At 43.8% G+C, this 19,803-nt stretch carries 22 protein-coding genes; 12 read left to right on the top strand and 10 right to left on the bottom strand.

Translation table 11 applies throughout. The features are described from left to right. The first annotated feature begins 158 nt into the window (after positions 1-158). Together metK and AU377_RS03445 are read left to right on the top strand one after the other, a co-directional pair. A complete protein-coding gene (gene metK, locus AU377_RS03450; protein ID WP_067404250.1) occupies positions 159-1,370 on the top strand; it encodes a methionine adenosyltransferase in 1,212 nt (403 codons plus the stop codon). A gap of 349 nt (positions 1,371-1,719) precedes the next feature. Beyond that, the gene (locus AU377_RS03445) at positions 1,720-2,196 is read left to right on the top strand and encodes a hypothetical protein (protein WP_067404247.1); all 477 of its coding nucleotides are present in this window, start codon (positions 1,720-1,722) and stop codon (positions 2,194-2,196) included. Positions 2,197-2,359: 163 nt separating this feature from the next. Here the strand turns inward: AU377_RS03445 and AU377_RS03440 are convergent, their stop codons facing one another. After that, positions 2,360-2,872, bottom strand: a complete 513-nt coding sequence (locus AU377_RS03440) for a gamma carbonic anhydrase family protein (RefSeq protein WP_067404244.1) — start codon at positions 2,870-2,872, stop codon at positions 2,360-2,362. Positions 2,873-2,936: 64 nt separating this feature from the next. On the opposite strand from AU377_RS03440, the gene AU377_RS03435 reads away from it, so the two are divergent. From AU377_RS03435 to nhaC, 7 genes are all read left to right on the top strand, one after another. Then, the gene (locus tag AU377_RS03435; protein WP_067404241.1) at positions 2,937-3,725 is read left to right on the top strand and encodes an alpha/beta hydrolase; all 789 of its coding nucleotides are present in this window, start codon (positions 2,937-2,939) and stop codon (positions 3,723-3,725) included. 105 nt (positions 3,726-3,830) lie between these two features. Next, the gene (lepB, locus tag AU377_RS03430; protein WP_067404239.1) at positions 3,831-4,358 is read left to right on the top strand and encodes a signal peptidase I; all 528 of its coding nucleotides are present in this window, start codon (positions 3,831-3,833) and stop codon (positions 4,356-4,358) included. Between the two features lie 392 nt (positions 4,359-4,750). Then, on the top strand, positions 4,751-6,913 hold the full coding sequence (locus AU377_RS03425; protein WP_067404236.1) for an ATP-dependent helicase: 2,163 nt from the start codon (positions 4,751-4,753) through the stop codon (positions 6,911-6,913). Positions 6,914-6,926: 13 nt separating this feature from the next. Continuing rightward, positions 6,927-7,304, top strand: coding sequence for a CrcB family protein (locus tag AU377_RS03420; RefSeq protein ID WP_067404233.1), 378 nt, complete (start codon positions 6,927-6,929; stop codon positions 7,302-7,304). Further along, a complete protein-coding gene (locus tag AU377_RS03415) occupies positions 7,301-7,648 on the top strand; it encodes a CrcB family protein (RefSeq protein WP_067404230.1) in 348 nt (115 codons plus the stop codon). Before AU377_RS03420 ends, AU377_RS03415 begins: the two co-directional genes overlap by 4 nt. Before the next feature lie 15 nt (positions 7,649-7,663). Further along, positions 7,664-8,389 carry a thermonuclease family protein gene (locus tag AU377_RS03410; RefSeq protein ID WP_067404227.1) on the top strand — a complete coding sequence of 242 codons (726 nt, stop codon included), beginning with the start codon at positions 7,664-7,666 and terminating at the stop codon, positions 8,387-8,389. A 316-nt stretch (positions 8,390-8,705) separates the two neighbouring features. Further along, the gene (gene nhaC / locus AU377_RS03405; protein WP_082731910.1) at positions 8,706-10,085 is read left to right on the top strand and encodes a Na+/H+ antiporter NhaC; all 1,380 of its coding nucleotides are present in this window, start codon (positions 8,706-8,708) and stop codon (positions 10,083-10,085) included. A gap of 377 nt (positions 10,086-10,462) precedes the next feature. Here the strand turns inward: nhaC and AU377_RS03400 are convergent, their stop codons facing one another. From AU377_RS03400 to AU377_RS03385, 4 genes are all read right to left on the bottom strand, one after another. Next, complete coding sequence (locus AU377_RS03400) at positions 10,463-10,882, bottom strand: plasmid-related protein (protein ID WP_156450369.1); 420 nt, start codon at positions 10,880-10,882, stop codon at positions 10,463-10,465. A 230-nt stretch (positions 10,883-11,112) separates the two neighbouring features. Beyond that, positions 11,113-11,655, bottom strand: coding sequence for an isoprenylcysteine carboxyl methyltransferase family protein (locus AU377_RS03395; protein ID WP_067404224.1), 543 nt, complete (start codon positions 11,653-11,655; stop codon positions 11,113-11,115). A gap of 10 nt (positions 11,656-11,665) precedes the next feature. Beyond that, positions 11,666-12,745, bottom strand: a complete 1,080-nt coding sequence (locus tag AU377_RS03390; protein ID WP_067404214.1) for a type III polyketide synthase — start codon at positions 12,743-12,745, stop codon at positions 11,666-11,668. A 226-nt stretch (positions 12,746-12,971) separates the two neighbouring features. Beyond that, positions 12,972-13,424: a YaiI/YqxD family protein gene (locus tag AU377_RS03385; RefSeq protein ID WP_067404211.1), complete on the bottom strand. Its 453-nt coding sequence runs from the start codon at positions 13,422-13,424 to the stop codon at positions 12,972-12,974. A gap of 198 nt (positions 13,425-13,622) precedes the next feature. Here AU377_RS03385 and AU377_RS03380 point away from each other — a divergent pair, with 198 nt between their 5' ends. Beyond that, positions 13,623-13,856 (top strand): hypothetical protein, encoded by a 234-nt coding sequence (locus AU377_RS03380; RefSeq protein ID WP_067404210.1) that lies wholly within the window; start codon positions 13,623-13,625, stop codon positions 13,854-13,856. Between the two features lie 51 nt (positions 13,857-13,907). Here the strand turns inward: AU377_RS03380 and AU377_RS03375 are convergent, their stop codons facing one another. The 4 genes from AU377_RS03375 to AU377_RS03365 all read right to left on the bottom strand — a co-directional run bounded on the left by AU377_RS03375 (position 13,908) and on the right by AU377_RS03365 (position 16,153). Beyond that, positions 13,908-14,501 carry a hypothetical protein gene (locus tag AU377_RS03375; RefSeq protein ID WP_067404202.1) on the bottom strand — a complete coding sequence of 198 codons (594 nt, stop codon included), beginning with the start codon at positions 14,499-14,501 and terminating at the stop codon, positions 13,908-13,910. Positions 14,502-14,609: 108 nt separating this feature from the next. Continuing rightward, positions 14,610-14,840: a hypothetical protein gene (locus AU377_RS15440; protein WP_156450368.1), complete on the bottom strand. Its 231-nt coding sequence runs from the start codon at positions 14,838-14,840 to the stop codon at positions 14,610-14,612. Then, positions 14,818-15,837: a DUF4097 family beta strand repeat-containing protein gene (locus AU377_RS03370; protein ID WP_067404199.1), complete on the bottom strand. Its 1,020-nt coding sequence runs from the start codon at positions 15,835-15,837 to the stop codon at positions 14,818-14,820. The genes AU377_RS15440 and AU377_RS03370 overlap by 23 nt, the downstream gene beginning before the upstream one ends. Beyond that, entirely contained in the window at positions 15,830-16,153 is a 324-nt protein-coding gene (locus tag AU377_RS03365) for a PadR family transcriptional regulator (RefSeq protein ID WP_067404196.1), read from the bottom strand. Before AU377_RS03365 ends, AU377_RS03370 begins: the two co-directional genes overlap by 8 nt. Before the next feature lie 263 nt (positions 16,154-16,416). Between AU377_RS03365 and AU377_RS03360 the strand changes: the two genes are divergently transcribed. Further along, on the top strand, positions 16,417-18,321 hold the full coding sequence (locus AU377_RS03360) for an S-layer homology domain-containing protein (protein ID WP_067404193.1): 1,905 nt from the start codon (positions 16,417-16,419) through the stop codon (positions 18,319-18,321). 145 nt (positions 18,322-18,466) lie between these two features. Beyond that, positions 18,467-19,198, top strand: coding sequence for a hypothetical protein (locus AU377_RS03355; protein WP_067404190.1), 732 nt, complete (start codon positions 18,467-18,469; stop codon positions 19,196-19,198). An 80-nt stretch (positions 19,199-19,278) separates the two neighbouring features. Here AU377_RS03355 and AU377_RS03350 read toward each other — a convergent pair whose 3' ends face one another. After that, positions 19,279-19,749 (bottom strand): VanZ family protein, encoded by a 471-nt coding sequence (locus AU377_RS03350; RefSeq protein ID WP_067404186.1) that lies wholly within the window; start codon positions 19,747-19,749, stop codon positions 19,279-19,281. Between the last annotated feature and the right edge of the window lie 54 nt (positions 19,750-19,803).

Genomic DNA, 19,803 nt, shown 5'->3' with positions numbered 1-19,803 from the left:
ATGTATTTTTACGTGAGCAAAGGCTTTTTCTAATTATGCCCTTATTCCTCGTGTACTAAAGCTCGAAATGGCTTGAAGTTCTTCCATATGGGAAGAACTTTATACATGGGACAAATGAGTACCGTATCAATCTCGCAGGACATAAGGAGGAAATCTCAATGACAAACCGTCGACTATTTACTTCAGAATCAGTAACAGAAGGCCATCCAGATAAAATGTGTGACCAAATTTCGGATGCCATTTTGGATGCTATTTTAACGGAAGATCCAAATGCGCGTGTTGCGTGTGAAACGACAATTACAACAGGCCTCGTCTTGATCTCAGGAGAAATCACGACTACAACATATGTAGACATTCCGAAAGTTGTTCGTGATACGGTGAAGGAAATCGGCTATACACGAGCGAAATATGGCTTTGACTACGAAACATCGGCAGTGCTTACTGCGATTGACGAGCAATCACCAGATATTGCAGCGGGTGTTGACCAAGCATTGGAAGCCCGTGAAGGTTCTATGACTGATGAAGAATTAGAAGCAATCGGTGCAGGAGACCAAGGACTGATGTTCGGTTACGCGTGCAACGAAACACCTGAACTTATGCCGCTTCCAATCAGCTTATCGCATAAATTATCCCGCCGTCTGGCACAAGTACGAAAAGAAGAAATTATTCCTTATCTTCGCCCGGATGGAAAAACACAAGTCACGATCGAATATGATGAAGACAACAACCCAGTTCGCATCGATACAATCGTCATTTCAACACAGCACCATCCAGAAATCACACTTGAGCAAATTCAGCATGACATTAAAGAATCGGTTATTAACGCGGTCGTACCGGCTGATTTAATGGATGAGGAAACGAAATTCTTCATTAACCCGACAGGCCGTTTTGTCATCGGTGGACCACAAGGAGACGCTGGTTTAACAGGTCGTAAAATTATCGTCGACACATACGGTGGCTATGCGCGTCATGGCGGCGGTGCATTTTCTGGAAAAGACGCAACAAAAGTGGACCGTTCCGCTTCTTATGCCGCACGTTATGTAGCGAAAAATCTTGTGGCGGCAGGCCTTGCGGATCGCTGTGAAGTACAGCTGGCTTACGCAATCGGTGTTGCACAGCCAGTTTCGATTTCCGTCGATACATTTGGAACAGGAAAAGTTGCAGAAAGCGAACTGGTGACACTCGTTCGCGAACTATTCGACCTGCGCCCAGCAGGCATCATTAAAATGCTTGACCTGCGCCGTCCAATTTACAAACAAACCGCAGCATACGGTCACTTCGGCCGTACAGATGTTGAATTGCCTTGGGAGCAAACAGACAAAGCAGATGAATTGAAAGCACGCGCTTCAAAATTAACGCCTGTAAAATAATAATAAGAAAAGCCGAGAGGAAGTGCGATACGCTTTCTTTCGGCTTTTTCTTTTAAAGGGGGATGTCCATCATGAGTATGATTTTATTCATTTTATTGTTCGGTGTCATTGGACTCATTTTGCTTATTGGCATGGTGATCATGCTATTTATCAAAAAATAAGCTGAAATTGTGTGGGTGCACGCGCTCATTTTGCCTGGCGTGTCACGAAGAAAACCATTAGTTGCTAGCTGCATATAATAAGATGCTGACAGAGGAATAGAAAGTCTAGTTGGAGAGTTCTTTTCCAATCTAAAATCCAATGAAGAGAAGTCTTCCTTACGATGAAGATAAAGGGAAGGGGAATTGAAGTGGATTGGTCACAATTGTTGATTGGCGTATTGCCGCTGATCGGCGTCATTATTGGTAGTGCAGCAACATTCATTACGCAATCGCATAAGCTCAAAAAACAAATTAAGCGGGAGATCGAAAAGGAGAAAGATGAACGAAATATCGAGCGTCTGTCCATTTACAGCGATATTATCAAGTTAGACGGCGAAAATTTAATGCAAGAACATATCGATGGAAGTACTATTAACTTCAATTTACAGGCATTTAGTGAAAAGTTTAGACCGGTGTTCTTTTCAAGATTTTATTTAATTGATCAGGAAGTTGCCGATAAAATTCGGCTTATGGATTACATCATTGCCGAATCGATTTTTTATGAAGAACTTTTGCCAGATAGGGAAAAAGAATTAATTGTGTTATTCAATCAAATGATCATTGAAATTGAATTGCATTTGAGAAATTATCGACATAACATGACAGGTAGAAAAACAGTCATCTAGATCAAATTGTGTGGGTGCCTGGCACCAATTGGGAATATATCGGTTTAGGGAATTCCGTGAAGCACAGTGATACCAGGCGTTAGACGAGTAATTGTGCTATTGCCAATATCGTGAATTGAACGGGTGTCTGTGGCACCCGTTCAAACCTGTTCAAGGCACCTGTTCAATTTTGCAGCGACTTATAGTACTGCCCTTTTTCTGCATACTCGCGGACGATTCGGCGCATGTCGATGCGGTCTTCTTCTGTCAGTTCACGGACTACTTTTGCAGGTGAACCGAGTGCAAGCATGTTCGGTGGGATTTTCATCCCTGGGGGTACGAGGCTGCCTGCGCCGATAAATGCGCCTTCTCCGACTTCCGCGCCGTCCAGTACGATGGCCCCCATGCCGACGAGCGCGCCTTTTTTAATGGTGCAGCTGTGTAAGGTCACTTGGTGTCCGATGGTTACTTCATCTTCTAAAATGAGCGGGAAACGAGGACTTTGATGGAGGCAGCAAAGGTCTTGGATGTTTACTTTCTTCCCGATAATGGTTGGCGATACGTCACCGCGGATGACGGTGTTAAACCAAATGGTCGATTCCGCGCCAATTTCAACGTCACCTGTGATCGTGACGTAATCCGCTAGAAAGACAGAAGGATCAATTTTCGGCGTTTTGCCGTTGTAAGGATAAATCATTTCACTTTCCCCATTTCCTCAATATTGTATAATTATCTTATCATACTAATGGGGGCTGATGAGCATGTGGAAATGGGAAGCAGAAGGGCAGCCGAAAGCGGTTGTCGCGATTGTCCATAATGCATACGAGCATCATAGCAAGTACGCATGGCTCATACAAAAACTGCGCGGCAGTGGATTTCATGTCGTAACGGGCGATTTGCCGGGGCATGGGGAAGAGGTTGGCCGTAAAGTGCATGATGAAGCGTTTGAAGATTACATCGCATATGTGAAGAAATTACTAATGATTGGCATTGGCGACAATTTGCCGCTCTTCGTCATTGGACATGGACTCGGCGCAACGCTCGTTATGCATTTATTAAGAAAAGAACAGCTGGAATGTGCGGGAATCATCCTAAGTTCCCCTTGGTTATCACTCGTACATATGCCGAGTAAGTTTTCGAATGTATTATCAAAGCTTTCTTCCGGTATGAAAATTAACCATGAAATGGATAGCGAATTGTTAACCCGAAACTACGAATGGCGCCTCGAGGCGGGTCAAGACCCTGATTACAGCTCAGTTGTGACAGCAAGATGGTATAAAGAGCTGCAGCTGTTTTTGAAATCAGTAGCGCAAGCACAAGTGTCCATTTCCGATCGCCCGATTTTACTGCATAGTGCCGGACATGATCGAGTGACTGATACTGCCATCGCAAAAAAATGGCTTATGAATCAACAGCTGTCCGAATTTCAATATAAAAATTGGAAGCGGCTTTATCATGATATATTCCAAGAGCCTGAACGGGAAGAAGTGTACAAGTATACGGAGGCGTTTATGGACAATGTGCTACGCTCGTTAGGATATATTGTTTAATTTTTTGTGAATAAAATAAAATAATCCTGCAATTTTTAGAGGACTCATGCAATAGAAATAGAATAGTAGGCATATGCATTATTCTGACCGGATGGAGGTTAGCGCATGTCGAAAAACAGTCGAAAAGAACTCATGTCATGGATCCGATCGATAGCGATTGCCTGTATACTCGCCATTGTCATCCGCCAATTTTTATTCACACCTGTCATCGTCTCGGGCCAGTCCATGGAGCCCACTTTTGAAGATGCCAACAAAATCATCATTTCTAAAATCCACAAAATCGAACGTTTCGATTTAATCGTCTTCCACGCACCGAATTCGGATAATGATTTCATCAAGCGCGTCATCGGTTTGCCAGGCGACAAAATCATCATGAAAAACGACCATTTGACAATCAATGGAAAAGAGTACCGAGAAGACTATATTCAGCCGAATAAAGATCGGACCTTCAAAGGCCAAAAGTACACACAAGATTTCACCGTCGAAGTGCCGGAAGGGTGTTTGTATGTACTCGGTGACAACCGAAGAAATAGCACCGACAGCCGCGTACTCGGCTGTATCGACGAAAAATCCGTCGTCGGAACAGTGAAATTTAGATTTTATCCATTGAAAGAGATCGGTGTGCCGAAGTAAGGTGAAAACCGCTTTTTAGTTAGGAATTCTAACTGAAAAGCGGTTTTTTCACGTGCGCCTATCCTAAAATTAAGTACAACGCCACTTCACTGAGCTTGGTGTCTTATGTTAAATTAAATAAAGCGTTATCTTTATTCAGCGGAAGACCCCGACTTTTAGAGGTGGCATGATGAATGCAGTCTTGTCTACTATTCAGTGGATATTCAAATGCCCGCTGAATAAAGATAAAGCCTTCGGCGGATGTCACAGATTTTGAAAGGAGTTAAGGAAGGCAGTCTAAGTACGCGACGTCCTGTCGCAATGACTGCATGACCTACATCCTGTAGGCCTCAATTCAAAATCTGGACGCAATTACGCCGAGGCGTAATTGATTGAATTGGAGTTCTTGTAAGATGAATGATTTTTTTGAACGAAAGAAAAATGAGCTTAATATTGTATTGAATGACGTGCAAAAGCAGGCGGTGTTGGAAACGGAAGGGCCGCTGCTTCTTTTGGCGTGCCCAGGATCAGGAAAAACGACGACGATGATCATGCGGATTGGGTATTTGATCGAAGAAAAGCAAGTGAACCCGAAGCGCATTAAAGCAATTACATTTAGCCGGGCATCGGCGCGGGATATGGCGGAGCGATTTCAACGCTTTTTCCCGCAGAGCGCATCTGTTGATTTTTCGACGATCCATAGCTTGGCATTTTCGATTGCACGTACGTATTTGGAGAAAAATGGTACAACGTATGCATTAATTGAAGGCGGCGGATCGGGAAGACAGCCGATTCAAAAAGCATTTCTATTAAAAGATCTTTATAAAAAAGTCATTAAAGAAGAGGGTACGGACGATGAATTGGCGGCACTTTCTACGTTCATCAGCTCGATTAAAAACCACATGACGCCGATGGATACGTGGGAAAATCTAAAAGGTCCCGTGAAGAAAGCGGGGACGATTGCGCGGCAATATGAAGAGTATAAAACGCGTACGCCGGGTCACTTGCTGCTCGATTTTGATGATATGCTGACGATTGCGGAAAAAGCGCTGCGGGAAGATGATGCGTTGGCGGATCAATTTCGTGAACGCTATGATTATTTATTAACCGACGAAAGCCAAGATACGTCGCTTGTGCAGCATAAAATTGTGGAGCATTTGGTCGCGTACCACGGCAACCTTTGCGTCGTTGCGGACGATGATCAGTCCATTTACACATGGCGCGGCGCGAATCCGGATTATTTACTCGACTTCAAAAAGGTTTATCCTGACGCGAAAGTACTTATGATGGAACGGAACTACCGTTCAACGAAAAACATCGTGGACACAGCTGCGAAATTCATCACACGCAACCAAAAGCGTTATCCGAAAAAGATGCAGACGGAAAATGAAAAAAAGCATCCGATTGTCATTAAGCAACTTGATGACCCGAAACGTCAGCTTGACTATGTCACGTATGAATTGCTGGCGGAAGATGATTTGAGCGATGTGGCCATTTTGTTCCGCAACAATTCGTCGTCCACGATGTATGTTAATGAACTGCATCGCCGCGGCATTCCGTTTTATATGAAAGACGCGGACGACAAATTTTTCTCCCATTGGATTGTGGAAGACATTTTGAATTTCATGCGGCTGAGCTTTAATGTAGAGCGTAAAGATATTTTTGTGAAAATCATTATGAAAATGAATGCGTACATTTCCCGGAGCATGGTGACGCAATTTGAAAACACCCAGACGACGGGCAATGTGTTTGATGCATTTATGGGGACTGTGCAGTTGAAAGACAGCCAGAAAGAAAAACTGCGGACGTATAAAGAAGGCTATGCAGTCATTCCAGACATGCGCCCCGAATACGTCATTAAGCTCATTCGGAATGATCTTGGGTACGAGGCGGCATTAAAAAGCCGGGCTGAAAAATTTGGTTACCGTTTTGATCATTTGCTCGGCATCCTCGATACGTTGGAAGGCATTGCATCCCAGCTGCGAACGATGGTTGAATTTGCGAATCGATTGAAAGAACTCGAACAAGCGGTGCAGACGGCAAAGTTTAATCCGCCGGAAAACGCGGTCACGCTATCGACATTCCACAGTTCAAAAGGCTTGGAATTCCGCAGGGTGTTTATGATTGATCTGATCAAAGGGATGATTCCATCCGAAGAAGACGAACAGGACAATGACTTGCTCGAAGAAGCGCGGCGATTATTTTATGTGGGCATGACGCGCGCGAAAGAGAAGCTAGAGCTGCTGTCTTACCGCCAAGATGACGGCAAGACGAAAGAAAACTCTCGGTTCGTCAATGAAGTGCGAGGGTTGCTGTTGAATAAAAACCCGAAACAAAAAGAGGATATGCCGAAAAAAGTGCGTGTCGGGCAAGCGGAAGTGCCGCTTAATCCAAATGGCATTCAACATAAAAAGGATCTAGTCGTTGGAATGGCAGTAAAACATCGCGTGTTTGGCAACGGAGAAATTACGAAACAAGAGGGCAACGAACTGACGATTCAATTCGGCAAGACTGAAAAGCGGCTCGATGTAGATACAATTTTATCGCTGAGATTACTTGAAAAAACCGCCACATAAGGATGCGAGAATGATGAAAAAGTACTTCGTGATCGGTAGTGCAGGTGCACTTGGCGCTGTCTGTAGAACGATGATTGGACAGGCATTTCCAAGTCATTCGGGATTTCCAGCCGCAACGCTGGCGATAAATATCGTCGGGGCATTTGTCTTATGCTTGATCGTTGCGGGGGCAATTCGTACATTGAAGCCGGACAATCCCTATTATGAAGCTGTGACAACAGGTTTCCTTGGTGCGTTTACGACTTTTTCTACATTGAGCTGGGAAACAGTTACGCTCATTCAAAATGAACAACTAGTTTTGGCAACAAGTTATGTCCTGCTAAGTATTTTCGGTGGACTTGCCGCCGGCGCCATTGGTTTTCGGCTCGGCGGAAAGCAGGTAAGGATATGACGATGCTAGAGGTGCTCGTTATTGCAATGGGTGGTTTTGTAGGGGCGATTTTGCGGGCGGCTATTTCAAGTAAATGTAAAATGCCATTTGGCACGCTGCTTGTGAATTGGGCCGGTGCGTTTGGCATTGGCATCGTATTTGGACTAGAACTATCACTGACTTGGCAGTACTTCCTCGCATCCGGCTTCACGGGTGCATTGACGACTTTTTCGACGATGAAAAAAGAATTGATTCTACTATGGGAAGAGAAAAAAATAAAAAAAATGACCGTTTATTTGATCGCGACATATGGCGGAGGACTTCTGTTGACAGCTATTGGATATGCAATAGGAACGGTCATCTAGGGCAGTAGAAAAGGAATGAGAAAGTTGAAAGTGAAAAAGAAAACATCGCTCAGCATTGGCGGCATTCTTGTCGCCTTAGTGGCAGCGTTATTTTATACGATTTTCGGAGCAGATGTGGACGAACCGAGCCGGGAAGGGTTAATTCCCGTTGAACTTGTGAAAACAATTGACGGCGATACGATTAAAATTAAATATGAAGGCAAAGAACAAAATGTTCGTTATTTATTAATCGACACGCCGGAAACGAGTCATCCACGGCTCGGCAAACAGCCTTTCGGCGAAGAAGCGAAAAAACGGAACAGTGAAATCTTAAATAGCGGCAAACTTGAAATTGAATTTGACATCGGCGAACGCATCGATAAATATGGCCGATTGCTTGCGTACATTTACGTAGATGGGGAAAGCGTTCAAGAAAAGCTGATTGAAGAAGGGCTCGCGCGGGTTGCCTATGTGTACCCGCCGAACACGCGCTATCTCGATGAGTTCGAAAAAGCGCAAGCCCGTGCAAAAAAAGCAGGCGTCGGCATTTGGACGTTGGAAGATTATGCGACAGAGTATGGGTTTGATAGCAATGCCTATCCAGCTAAGAAGAAGGAACAGAAGTCTGCAGCGGAACCAACGGAGGTTTTTCAAAACTGCACAGAACTCCGAAAAAAATATCCGAATGGCGTGGAAAAAGGACATCCGGCTTATTCTGAGAAGATGGACGGCGACAAAGATGGATTTGCGTGTGAAAGATAGCTTGACATCTCCGCCAAACATGATATTATCACTATATCTTAAAAGTAAATAAGCTAGAGAGATGGTAGAGTAGTCGTATTGTGGGCAGCAAGAAGAGACTAGGTGGTTGGTGAAAGCCTAGGCAGCAATGACGATGAATTACGCCATTCGTTTTTCTCTATTTGGATATGAAGTGGACGGTGAAATAGAGCCGTCAACTAGGGTGGTAGCGCGGAGAACTCCTTCGTCCCTTTTTAAGGGATGGAAGGGGTTTTTTGTTTTTGTTTAGCTCGAGTGATCTGTACAACAACTTTAATATTATTAGGAGGAAAATATTGTGTTTCAAATAAAAGCAGTGATTCAACCTAAATTTTCAGAGGCTGTCGCCTTAATCGTGATGATCGTTGCAATGATCAGCGCGAGCATTATTTTCTTTGACGCGGTGCCGCATGTGCCGATTTTACTGTCCATCTTACTGCTGATCGGTTACGGCTTGTTGAAAAAAGTGTCATACAAGAGGCTAGAGAAAGGGTTAGTCGATGGGGCGGGCGCTGGCATGAGCGCCGTGTTTTTATTCTTTTTCATCGGCATTTTAATTAGCAGCTGGATGATGGGCGGGACGATTCCAACACTCATTTATGCAGGCTTTCACTTAGTGACACCGCAATTTTTCTTGGCGATCGTCTTTGTCGTCGCATCGATTGTTGGTGTGTCGATCGGCAGTTCATTGACAACCGTCGCGACAGTAGGGGTTGCGTTTATTGGCATGGCGAGCGTACTCGACGTATCGCTTGCGATGACAGCAGGCGCAATTGTTTCCGGTGCCTTTTTTGGGGATAAAATGTCGCCGCTTTCGGACACAACAAACCTTGCATCATCCATTGTTCGCGTCGATTTATTCGCACATATTAAAAATATGGCGTGGACAACAGTTCCAGCATTTCTTATTTCCGCCGTCCTATTTGGGATTTTATCACCGAAAGTCCAGTTTGAAGATACAGCGAAAATTCAAGCGTTCCAAGATGGACTTTTGCAAACGGGGATGATCCATTGGTACACCGTATTGCCGATCATCGTGTTAGTCATTTTATCGATCAAGAAAGTGCCGGCAATGATGACGTTGGCAGTCAGTTCCGCGAGTGCCGTTGTCATTTCATACTTCCATCACACGTTTAGCGCGACGGAAGTGTTGAGCATTCTATTCAACGGCTATGTGTCAAATATCGGAATGGATGAAATTGACGCATTGTTAACGCGGGGCGGCATGAACAGCATGATGTTCACCGTCGGGCTCGTGTTGCTTGCGCTAAGCATGGGCGGACTATTGTTCACGCTCGGCATCGTCCAGTGCCTCCTTGGCAAAATCGAGAGCATGCTGAAAAAAGCAGCATCTGTCATCTTTGCATCAGCGCTCACCGCGATCGGCATCAACGTTTTGATCGGTGAGCAATACTTATCGATTTTATTAACCGGCCAAGCGTTTCAAGCGCAATATGAAAAACTCGGCTTAGCTGGCAAAAACTTGAGCCGTGTGATGGAAGACGCCGGAACCGTCGTCAACCCGCTCGTCCCATGGAGTGTGTGTGGTATTTTCATTACGAACGTGCTCGATGTCCCGACGCTCGCATACTTGCCATTTGCATTCTTTTGCCTGTTGTCACCAGTGTTAACTGTGTTGTTTGGAATGGCTGGGAAGACGTTGACGTATGAGAAGTGATAGGGATTTTAAATCGCTGTACACGTAATGGGATCGACATTTGATAGGGATAGCCCATCTGAATTTGAGCAGATGGGTTATTTTTTACGGATAAAGGATAGAATCAAGATTGGGATCTATTCAAATAAAGTATCCTTATTTAGGATAAAAAGAACCCTCTTCATGAATGAAGAGGGTATCTCAGTCATAAAGGTTATAAGCAGGGCGGCAATCCTGATCTCTGGTAACTATCAATAAGATAGCGCGTGGGGAACCTTTCCCACCTCAAATAACCTTTATGTATTTAATATATTCATGATTTTGTCTAAATAACCAACTAAATAACAATTCTTCTCACTTATTATAATACACTAGCATGCGTTATTTGTAAACAATTGTTATGATTTTGCTTGGTTTGTAAAGAATGAAAAAGGGTAAATACGTCCGGTTCTTAATCGCTTTTGAATTTTCTCAACCCCGTTATCTAAGGTATAAAAAGAGCTCAAAAATAAACCAGTTTCTATATTTAATTTTATTGGCAGGATCACATGATCGCTTAGAATTTTGTACAATTCCACTGAATTTGGCTCTTTTGGATTTTGACCAGCATAATCAGGTTCGGCAATCATACGAGGTATTTCATGATAATACCTTTCAAAGTCGCCCCAGTGACCTCGTTTTTTTAAATGTTTTAAAACGCCGGGCGGCATATAAACTTCAAAATTAGAACATTGAATAGAATAATAATCGATAATACACTTTGGAATAATTCCAACTAACTGGGTTTTGGTAGCACTTATATTTATACTTATTGTCATATATCTTACAACCTTTTTAGGATACTAGTCCTAGTATATAACAAATGTATCTAAAAGAATATGAGGTTTTAATTATAACAGGGGTTTGCTATTTTGACTCATTGAACAATGACAGTATATAGCTTTTAAAAAGAAAAAAGATAGGGATAACCCATCGAGTTACTCAATCAAGATGGGTTATTTTTTATGGGTGAATGAAGAGAGTTGCACTTACAATGGCAAAGTTGCACTTACTCCTTCGAAGTGGCACGTAACATGGTCTGTCCATAATCCGTCGCTTCCCGTAGCGCCTTTTCCTCCGCCGGTATCCGAATCGACAGCATCCAGGCGTTAAGCACCGCGAAAATAATCGTGGTGAGATACGCGCTGAATAGTAGGGGAAGGATAAGTAATTCAAGTGTAACGATCGTATAATTCGGGTGCCGCATAAAGCGATACGGCCCTTTTCGAACAACTTCAGCACCAGGTAAAATGATGATTTTCGTGTTCCAAAATCGACCTAAAGAAGTGAGACACCAAATTCTTGCGGTCTGTAATAATAAAAAAGCGCCAAATAAGTAATCTAAAAGCGGGGATAAGGCTCGATCGAACAACGTCACTTCAATGATGAGCGTGGCAAAAAATGAAATATGCATGACGACCATGGCCGGATAATGGGCGGCACCTACTTCGAAAGCGCCTTGGTTTAACATCCATTTCTCGTTTCGTTTGGCGATGAACAATTCCACAAGCCGCTGTAAAATGACGAATATCATGACGGATGCAAAGATCATAGGCGCTTCCTCACTCCCACTTTAGCAACAGCAACTCGCCGCAAAAACCGGGGCCAAGTGCTGCCATTAATCCAAAATCACCTGCAGTCGCTTCACTTTGCATAAACTTTTCCAGTACATATAAAACGGTCGGGGAAGACATGTTGCCATTTTCTCGTAATATTTCCCGAGAAATTTCTGTCATATTTTCATTAAATCCAAGCGCTTCTTCGTAGGCCGTCAATATTTTTTTGCCGCCTGGATGTGCGACGAAATGGGTGATATCGTCTTTGGATAAACCATGTTCATTCAAAAAAGTATGCACAAATGGACCAAGCCAATTTGTAATAATGGCGGGGATGCTTTTTGAGAAAACGACGTATAATCCATTGTTTTTCACATCCCACCCCATGACGTTTTCTGACTCCGGCATAAGTTTGGAAGTTGTCGCGATGATCGAAGGAACCGCTTGATTCGCTTGAATCGGAGATTGATCGCCAACGACAAGCGCACAAGCAACCCCGTCTGAAAACAATGACACGCCGACTAAATTACTTTTGGAATAATCATCTTTTTGAAACGTCAAACTGCATAATTCCACAGACAGCACAAGCACATTCGCCTTCGGAAATGCGAGGCAATATTCATACGCCCGACTCAACCCCGCAGCCCCGCCCGCACAACCAAGTCCCCAAATCGGAATCCGCTTCACATCATCCCGAAACAGAATCCGGTTCATAATGCGCGCATCAATGCTTGGTGTCGCAAGTCCGCTGCTGGAGATGAAGAAAATGGCGTCAATGAGTGAAGGGTCCACTGATGTTTCCAGTGTTCCACTTCCTTCCAAACAAGACAAAACCGCTTGAATCCCATAATCGACCGCATGTTCAATATACAAATCATTACGCTCTTCAAAATCATGATCTTTGGCATACCACTCAATCGGCATACAAACATGGCGCGTTTCGATGTCGCCATTTTGAAAAACGGTCAACAGCCGTTCGATGTCTTTATATTTTTCGCTGAATAAGGAGCGCGTCAACTCGGTGGCCTCTTCTTGCTTTACTTCATACGGCGGCTTGAACGAACGGACCGATACAATTTTAGGCATAGGCTTACCTCCAAAATTATGATGGGGCATCCGCGTAATTATCGTTTTACGAAAGAAATGCTTTACACACAGTACGTGAGACTTGTACAAAAGATGACTAGAGGGAAAAATGATGGGGAGCGCTAAGTGTCCAACCAAAGCGCCCTAGTCACCAACCAATCGCAAAACACACAGCAAAAAAATAGTCCCGGCAGGTCAGATCAACCGACCACCGGGACTGGTTCTATCATTCATCACGACGCGCAAGGCGTGTACATAATTGTGTTAAGTTTTCTTCAAACCGTATATTGCTCTCCTTCGAGCGTTTTTTCGGACCTTTTAACCGTCCGCCTGCCATTCTCACTTTTTGTGCCGCATGCCGTGCAAATAATAATTGATCGATATTTTCCTCCGTATAGAGTCGTCCATTTTGATCGATCGGATGACCTTTCTTCGCAAGGACCATCGCCGCTAGCCCATAATCTTGCGTCACGACAATGTCATCCTTTTGCACGCGATTCACAAGCACAAAATCCACTGCATCCGCACCTTTGGACACAATAATTGTTTCCGCCCCATCGCGATGAAACTCATGTGCCGTATCACAAATCAGTATGCAGCGTAAACCAAATTGCCGGGCAATGCGAATTGTTTCATTCACAACCGGACATCCATCCGCATCAATGAGAATTGTCGCCATTCGCAACCATCCTTTCACTCGTCTAGATCAAGCATCTACCCACTTTCTTCATTAAAAACCTAAATAGTATATCTACTATATGTATGCTTGTCATAAAAATTCCTAAATTCTTTCCCTTATTCTACTATAGCAAATTCACCCGTTTGTTTCGTCAAATAATGGGTAAAGTATGTGTAAACTAAAGCGAGGTGCATTCGTTTGTTTAAAAAACCCGAAAACAACCGTATGACAGTCGAAGAAGCGGAAAGATATGGCCGTGAAATTAATGCCAGAAGCGCCCAGTATGAAAACGTAGAAATTCCAAAAGAAGAAATCGCCATGTCATTCGATGAAATTCCACCGCCGCTTTCCGAAGAGGAAATTAAAAAACGCGTCGGCGAACAAAACGTTAAAAATGTAGAATCAGATATCATGAATTCCATCAACAGTTAATAGGCAAAACAAAAACGCTTGGAAAAAATTCACCCAAGCGTTTTTCAATGTTCAAATTTCACCTTTCACCGTAAACTGTAACCCCTTCATCTGTTTAGACATATGCTCCGCCTTTTTTCGATAATCCACAAAAAGGAAAACGTTTAAGAAAGTGAGCGAAACGAGCATTGTGCAAGGGATCATCCACAAATTTTCACCATTCAAATTCGTGCCAATGAAAAAAACGAGCAAGACGATGATCGGCGAAAAAGTCGTATACAGCTTTGTCCGGTAAAGCCAGCCAAAAGGAAAGAAATGCGCGGCTGTAATCATCGCAAAAAATAGGTTCATTTCATACGGACTAGAAACGAACATCCAAAACAACATTGGAAAATAGACCAATTGCGCCAAATTCAAATACAAACCCAATTCCCCTAATGGATTGTCTTTCGATTTCCAATCGATGTGCAACAGTTTGGAGAACACAATTGAAAGCGGAAACATTAACCCCGTTGAAAATAACATCAAAAGATTCTGTTCCCGGATGTCCAATGGCAGCAAATAGATGACGGTGATTAACCCCCAGATCACTGATCCCGCCATCAAAAAGGAAATGCCGTTTTTACTTTTGATCGATAGATTTTTCCTCATTTGCGATAAGTCCATGGTCGTCCATCCCCCTTTTATCTATACTACCACGTTTTGACAGACTAGTGTGATAATTTTAGGAATAAACAAAAGCAGTGTTCCATGTTAGGGGAGACACTGCTTGTGCTATGTGTAACTTATGCAGCCAGTTTGGAGCGAGTTTCCCGCAAAGGTGGTCGAGTTCCCCTCAATAGCGCTTGAGTTCCCCGCAACGCCAGTCGAGTTCCCCGCAACGCCAGCCGAGTTCCCCCCAACAGCGCCCGAGTTACCCGCAACGCCAGTCGAGTTCCCCTCAACAGCGCCTGAGTTTCCCGCAACGCCAGCCGAGTTCCCCTCAACCCACCGTAATCCGCCCATTCGCAGACTTCAGTCGAATCACATTTTCCCCAGCACCAATGACCGTGCGTGAATTGCGCCCGCCAAAGACATCCACTCGGCCATGATTCGTCTTTGCCCGAATGTCCACATTCGTCGGCTTCATATCCGATTGGAGTTCAATGCTGCCATTGTCCGTCTGCAAATCGATATTTCGATCCAGATGATCCGTCTGAAGCGAAATCCGTCCGTTATCCGTCGTGCCGGTTATGTCGCCGGACACTTGAACCATTTGGATGCGCCCGTTATCAGACTCCACCGCGATATGCTCGGCTTCAATTGCCCGAAGCTCAATCCGTCCATTATCCGTCTTCGCTTGCAGCCTGTCAGTTTGCACTTTTGCAATATCAATTCGTCCATTGTTCGTCTCAGCACTGAGCGAAGATGCGGCCATTTCGGTTAACGAGATGCGCCCATTCTTGGATCGAATGTTGATTCTTTGCCCAAGCAATTTTTCAGCTGCGATTTTTCCATTATCCGATTTGACCGTCACCGTTTCATACAGTTTCTTTGGCATCAATACATTGACGGTTACGGAACGAAGGCCGAACATGAAAGACCAAAGCCATGATCCATGCAAGTTTACATGTAGCGTATCCGCAATGACATCCGCCGTCAGCTGCATTTTATCTTGTCGTCCGACCAACTCTATCGTCGTCACATCACCCAATGAAGGCATAATCGTTAATGCACCGTGCTGTACGTCAATATTAATATTTTTATAAAGCTTTTCAATTGTCATCAATTCATTCGCAGAAGGAGTATTCACTTCAGCTTCCGAAAAATCATAAGCAGCAAGCAGCTCTTCTGCAATGCCAATCGGCGAACCAAGCGAAGCCGCAATTTCCGCGTCCGTTTTTCCATCTTCCCGACCATCCATAAAATATTCGCGAATGTCCTGGAGTATATCATTCCGCTCATCAGATGGCAGCCGCTTCAACGCATTCTCCAGTTCCATAAGAAATTGCTGTTCAGTCATTTCGCACACTCTCCTTTAGTAAAGCATTAACCCCATCCGTAAACTTCCGCCACTCACTTAGCTGCTCTTGCAAATACGCCCGGCCCTCTTCCGTCAACTGATAATATTTCCGCGGCGGCCCCTCCGTCGACTCCTTCAAATACGTCGTAAAATACCCTTCCTTCGTCAAACGCCGCAGCAGGGGATACACCGATCCTTCCGAAATCGCAATCTGACCGGAAATCTTCTGCACGAGTTCATACCCATAACGATCTTCTTGCTCAAGCAATGCCAACACACAAAGATTCAGCACACCTTTTTTGAACTGCACATTCATCAGGGGAAACACTCCTTTCACTATTGTTTAATGAATAGTACTATATGATATGTTCAGTTTATCATTTGGTATTAATCAATGCAAGGTACTGTGAAAGCAAGAATTGTGGGACATTTTAGTAGTTTAGTAGCAACGTCTGACAGTGAAAAAATAAAAATTAGTAGAAATGTTGGAGTGAAATATTGAAAAATATGTTATTTATAGTAGGGTAGTAGAAGAATAGAGAATTTTGATTGATAAAAATCATACCATGAGGTGAGGAAATGACGAGAAAGAAGGATCGAGCAAAAGTATTAAAAATGGCAATGGTGGGGGCAGTGGCGTTGACGCCGGTGTTGGCGGTTGATGTTGAAGCAAGTGCGGCGGCTCCTACAAATCTTACAGAAGGGGAAAAAAAGGCGATTAAGGACTTCATCACGGAGTTTAATAAACTTGACACGACGAAAAAACATTTAATTCGCATTGTCATGCAAGAATTAGGTAAAGATCCGTCGAAGTCCCTTGAAGAAAGCTATGCGAATCCAAACTCCCCAAACTATATCGGTTTGGAATATAAAAATTTATTAACATTCAAACTTCTTAGTGATGTAACAGAACCAAATCTTCAATCTAAGTACAGTGAGTTTAAAGAAGCTGTTGCATCTAAAAAAGAAGACGTTACATCCGAAGAGCTAGTTACATATTTTACTAGCGTTGTAAATGCTTTAACGAAGGCTGTTAATGATTTAACAACAAGTCAATACAGCGATCTTCTAGGCTCTGGTTTATATAATGACCTTTTCCAAGTTTATCTTGGTAGTAATGTTCCAGATAGCCTAAAACCTGTTATTAAAGTACCTGACACTTCAATCATTAATGGTATTCAAACAGCATTCAATACCTACCTAAATCCTCCTAGCAGTGGCGGCGGCCCAATCACCCCTCCGCCTGTCGATGAAGAACCAGGAGAAGAACCAGGCGACGGTGAACCGGGCGGAGAAGAGCCAGGTGACAAAGAAACATCTGTCGAAACCGACACAGACGCAATCGAAAGCAATCCAGAAGCAGTCATTGACGCAATCACAAAAGCACCATCACTAGACAAACTAACGATCACGACACCTGAAAACGCAACAAACATCAGCATTCCGCTACCAGTACTCACGGCAGTTGAAAACAAAAATGCAAATGCAGTCATTGCCGTAAACTTTGGCGACACATCCTATGAATTGCCTGTCACGTCAATCGACGTAGGCGCAGTCGCAAAAGAACTGGGCGTTGAAGCGGCTGAATTAAAATTAAACATCACTGCAGAAAAAGTGGACAACCCATTAGATGGCAACGCCAACTATAAGACGCTTTCTGACGCAGTTAACTTCGAAGTCGCGCTTGTTGCACCAAACGGCAAGTCTGTTCAAATCAGCGTGTTTCCGATGCCGGTTAAACGAACAGTGACAGCAACAAATCCTGTAAACCCACAGACGACTGTAGGCGTTACAGTTGACGCGAACGGCAACGTAACCGCGGTTCCGACATATGTTGGCGCAGATAACAAAACAGCTGACTTGTACCGTTCCGGCAACTCCGTCTATACGCTCATTGAAAACTCCAAAACGTTCATAGACGTTGACAACGGCGTAAGCTTTGCGGAAGAGTACATTGAAAAGTTAGCTTCCCGTATGGTCGTAAACGGAAAGACAGAAACGAACTTCCAACCGACGGCAACGATTACACGCGGTGAGTTTGCGGCGATTCTTTCCCGCGGTCTCGGCATTGTCCCTGCGGATAAAGATGCTAAAAAATTCAAAGACGTATCGACAAGCCAAGCGGTCAATAAAAACGGAGAAATCGCTGCAGTCGTCGAAGCAGGCATTGTGGCAGGCTACGAAGACGGCACATTCCGTCCAAATCAAAAAATCACACGCGATCAGGCTGCGATCATGATCAGCCGCGCGATCGATTATGTCGGAAAAGAAAAAGTGACATTCGATGCAGAGAAGAAATCAACAGCATTCAAAGACTATAAGTCCATTGGTCCAGCATCCCGCGATCATGTGGAACGTGTCTATCAGGCAGGATTCTTAGACGGCTATACAGACAACACGTTCCGTCCATCAGCCGATGCGGACCGTGCCCAAATGTCGAAAATCCTTTATAACTTCCTAGCATCCGTCAAATACATCAACTAATCTCTAAAAGTGCCTGGCACCACCACACACTGTTAAAATATCGTATCATCATCCATTTTGATACGATATTTAGTGTTCAATGGTGCCAGGCACTTCGTTTTTTGGTAAACTAGTGTGAAATTGGAAGAAAAGGAGTTACGATTCAATGAAAAAGTTTTTAAAAATTTCATTAACGATCTTTGCAGTTCTTGCGCTGGCAATCGGTGGTTACCTACTGTACATACTAAAATTCAAACAATACGATGTGGCGGATGAAGAGGTCGATACGATTGTCGAAGAACCGTACACGATCGAATTACCGGGCGATGAGTTTTCGTTAGAAGATCAGGAAGTCGCTGAAGGGGATGCATCAAACGGAACAACTAACGGAGAGCAAACAACATCCGACGAATCATCCACTGCTGGAAATCAATCGCAAAATCCAACACAAACAGGTAAAAGTCAAACAACAACAACAACAACGACAACGACAAATAATTCGTCAACGCGTCAACCAACTACAAGTCCAGCACAACCGGCAAGCAAACCAACTGTCGCGGCCATCAAGCAAAAATATGCACCAACATTCTCGAACTTAGAAGCACAAGCTGACCAAAAACTCGGCGCGCTCATCGGTCGTGCCCAGGGCGAATACAATGCCAAAAAGGCGAATGGCGAAAGCGTTGATTATGGCTACTTTTACAATAAATATGCCGGAGCGGCTAACGCATTAGAAGCGAATACAGACGCAGCATTCCACACCGTCTTAAACGCTGTCGAAAACGATCTGGTCAAACATGGTTATGACAAGTCCTACGCTCAAAGTTTCAAAAGCGAATACGAAGCAACGAAAAAAGCACGACGTGATGGCATACTAGACAAAGTGACGGGTCTATAAAACTACCACCTGTCGAATAGTGTCGAAAAACCACTATATAATAGAAGGAACTCAAAAATCCGCTGGACGAAACTAGCGTCCTAGCGGATTTTTAATAGTCTTTTTATAGCCGTCAATAGCCGAATAACGATTAAAAAAGTAACTGCGCCCGACATGTCGAGGAGCACATCTTGAAAAGATGCTGTGCGTCCACCTGTAAGGGATTGATGGTATTCATCACCAATCGCAAAAAGCAATGTGAAAAATAACGCACCGAGCATTCGGAAACTGCGCTTCGGTAACAATAAATAAATGACCGTCGCAAGCAATCCGAAAATGAAAAAATGCGCACTTTTCCGCACCAGGAACTCTACAAAATAATAATAGCCCCGTTCCTCAACGGAAATCTTCTTTCCCCAATACGGAACTTCCAACGTCGATAACTGATCTTCCATCGGTTTATCTGGAAATAGTTTCTGCAACGTCGGAATAAGAGATTGCTGCTCATACGTTTGGCCAGAAGATACAAACAAAGCGCCAATTAGAATAGCAAAGATAAGTAGTTTTTTCATAAAGCGATTGTATCATAATTCTACGAATACGGAACAGTTTTGAAAGAACGACCC

This window comes from Sporosarcina sp. HYO08 (assembly GCF_001563475.1).
Classification (GTDB): Bacteria; Bacillota; Bacilli; order Bacillales_A; family Planococcaceae; genus Sporosarcina.
This window is presented reverse-complemented; position numbering and strand designations above follow the sequence as displayed.

What these genes read in the sequence shown, in the direction of transcription:
- AU377_RS03425 (WP_067404236.1), top strand. Translation starts at nt 4,751, where the DNA reads ATGAATGATTTTTTTGAACGAAAGAAAAATGAGCTTAATATTGTATTG.
- AU377_RS03375 (WP_067404202.1), bottom strand. Translation starts at nt 14,501, where the DNA reads ATGGACTTATCGCAAATGAGGAAAAATCTATCGATCAAAAGTAAAAAC.
- metK (WP_067404250.1), top strand. Translation starts at nt 159, where the DNA reads ATGACAAACCGTCGACTATTTACTTCAGAATCAGTAACAGAAGGCCAT.
- AU377_RS03360 (WP_067404193.1), top strand. Translation starts at nt 16,417, where the DNA reads ATGACGAGAAAGAAGGATCGAGCAAAAGTATTAAAAATGGCAATGGTG.
- AU377_RS03350 (WP_067404186.1), bottom strand. Translation starts at nt 19,749, where the DNA reads ATGAAAAAACTACTTATCTTTGCTATTCTAATTGGCGCTTTGTTTGTA.
- AU377_RS03390 (WP_067404214.1), bottom strand. Translation starts at nt 12,745, where the DNA reads ATGCCTAAAATTGTATCGGTCCGTTCGTTCAAGCCGCCGTATGAAGTA.
- AU377_RS03440 (WP_067404244.1), bottom strand. Translation starts at nt 2,872, where the DNA reads ATGATTTATCCTTACAACGGCAAAACGCCGAAAATTGATCCTTCTGTC.
- AU377_RS03370 (WP_067404199.1), bottom strand. Translation starts at nt 15,837, where the DNA reads ATGACTGAACAGCAATTTCTTATGGAACTGGAGAATGCGTTGAAGCGG.
- AU377_RS03420 (WP_067404233.1), top strand. Translation starts at nt 6,927, where the DNA reads ATGAAAAAGTACTTCGTGATCGGTAGTGCAGGTGCACTTGGCGCTGTC.
- AU377_RS03365 (WP_067404196.1), bottom strand. Translation starts at nt 16,153, where the DNA reads ATGAATGTGCAGTTCAAAAAAGGTGTGCTGAATCTTTGTGTGTTGGCA.
- lepB (WP_067404239.1), top strand. Translation starts at nt 3,831, where the DNA reads ATGTCGAAAAACAGTCGAAAAGAACTCATGTCATGGATCCGATCGATA.
- AU377_RS03410 (WP_067404227.1), top strand. Translation starts at nt 7,664, where the DNA reads ATGAGAAAGTTGAAAGTGAAAAAGAAAACATCGCTCAGCATTGGCGGC.
- AU377_RS03435 (WP_067404241.1), top strand. Translation starts at nt 2,937, where the DNA reads ATGTGGAAATGGGAAGCAGAAGGGCAGCCGAAAGCGGTTGTCGCGATT.
- AU377_RS03385 (WP_067404211.1), bottom strand. Translation starts at nt 13,424, where the DNA reads ATGGCGACAATTCTCATTGATGCGGATGGATGTCCGGTTGTGAATGAA.
- AU377_RS03415 (WP_067404230.1), top strand. Translation starts at nt 7,301, where the DNA reads ATGACGATGCTAGAGGTGCTCGTTATTGCAATGGGTGGTTTTGTAGGG.
- AU377_RS03400 (WP_156450369.1), bottom strand. Translation starts at nt 10,882, where the DNA reads ATGACAATAAGTATAAATATAAGTGCTACCAAAACCCAGTTAGTTGGA.
- AU377_RS03355 (WP_067404190.1), top strand. Translation starts at nt 18,467, where the DNA reads ATGAAAAAGTTTTTAAAAATTTCATTAACGATCTTTGCAGTTCTTGCG.
- AU377_RS03395 (WP_067404224.1), bottom strand. Translation starts at nt 11,655, where the DNA reads ATGATCTTTGCATCCGTCATGATATTCGTCATTTTACAGCGGCTTGTG.
- AU377_RS15440 (WP_156450368.1), bottom strand. Translation starts at nt 14,840, where the DNA reads ATGGGCGGATTACGGTGGGTTGAGGGGAACTCGGCTGGCGTTGCGGGA.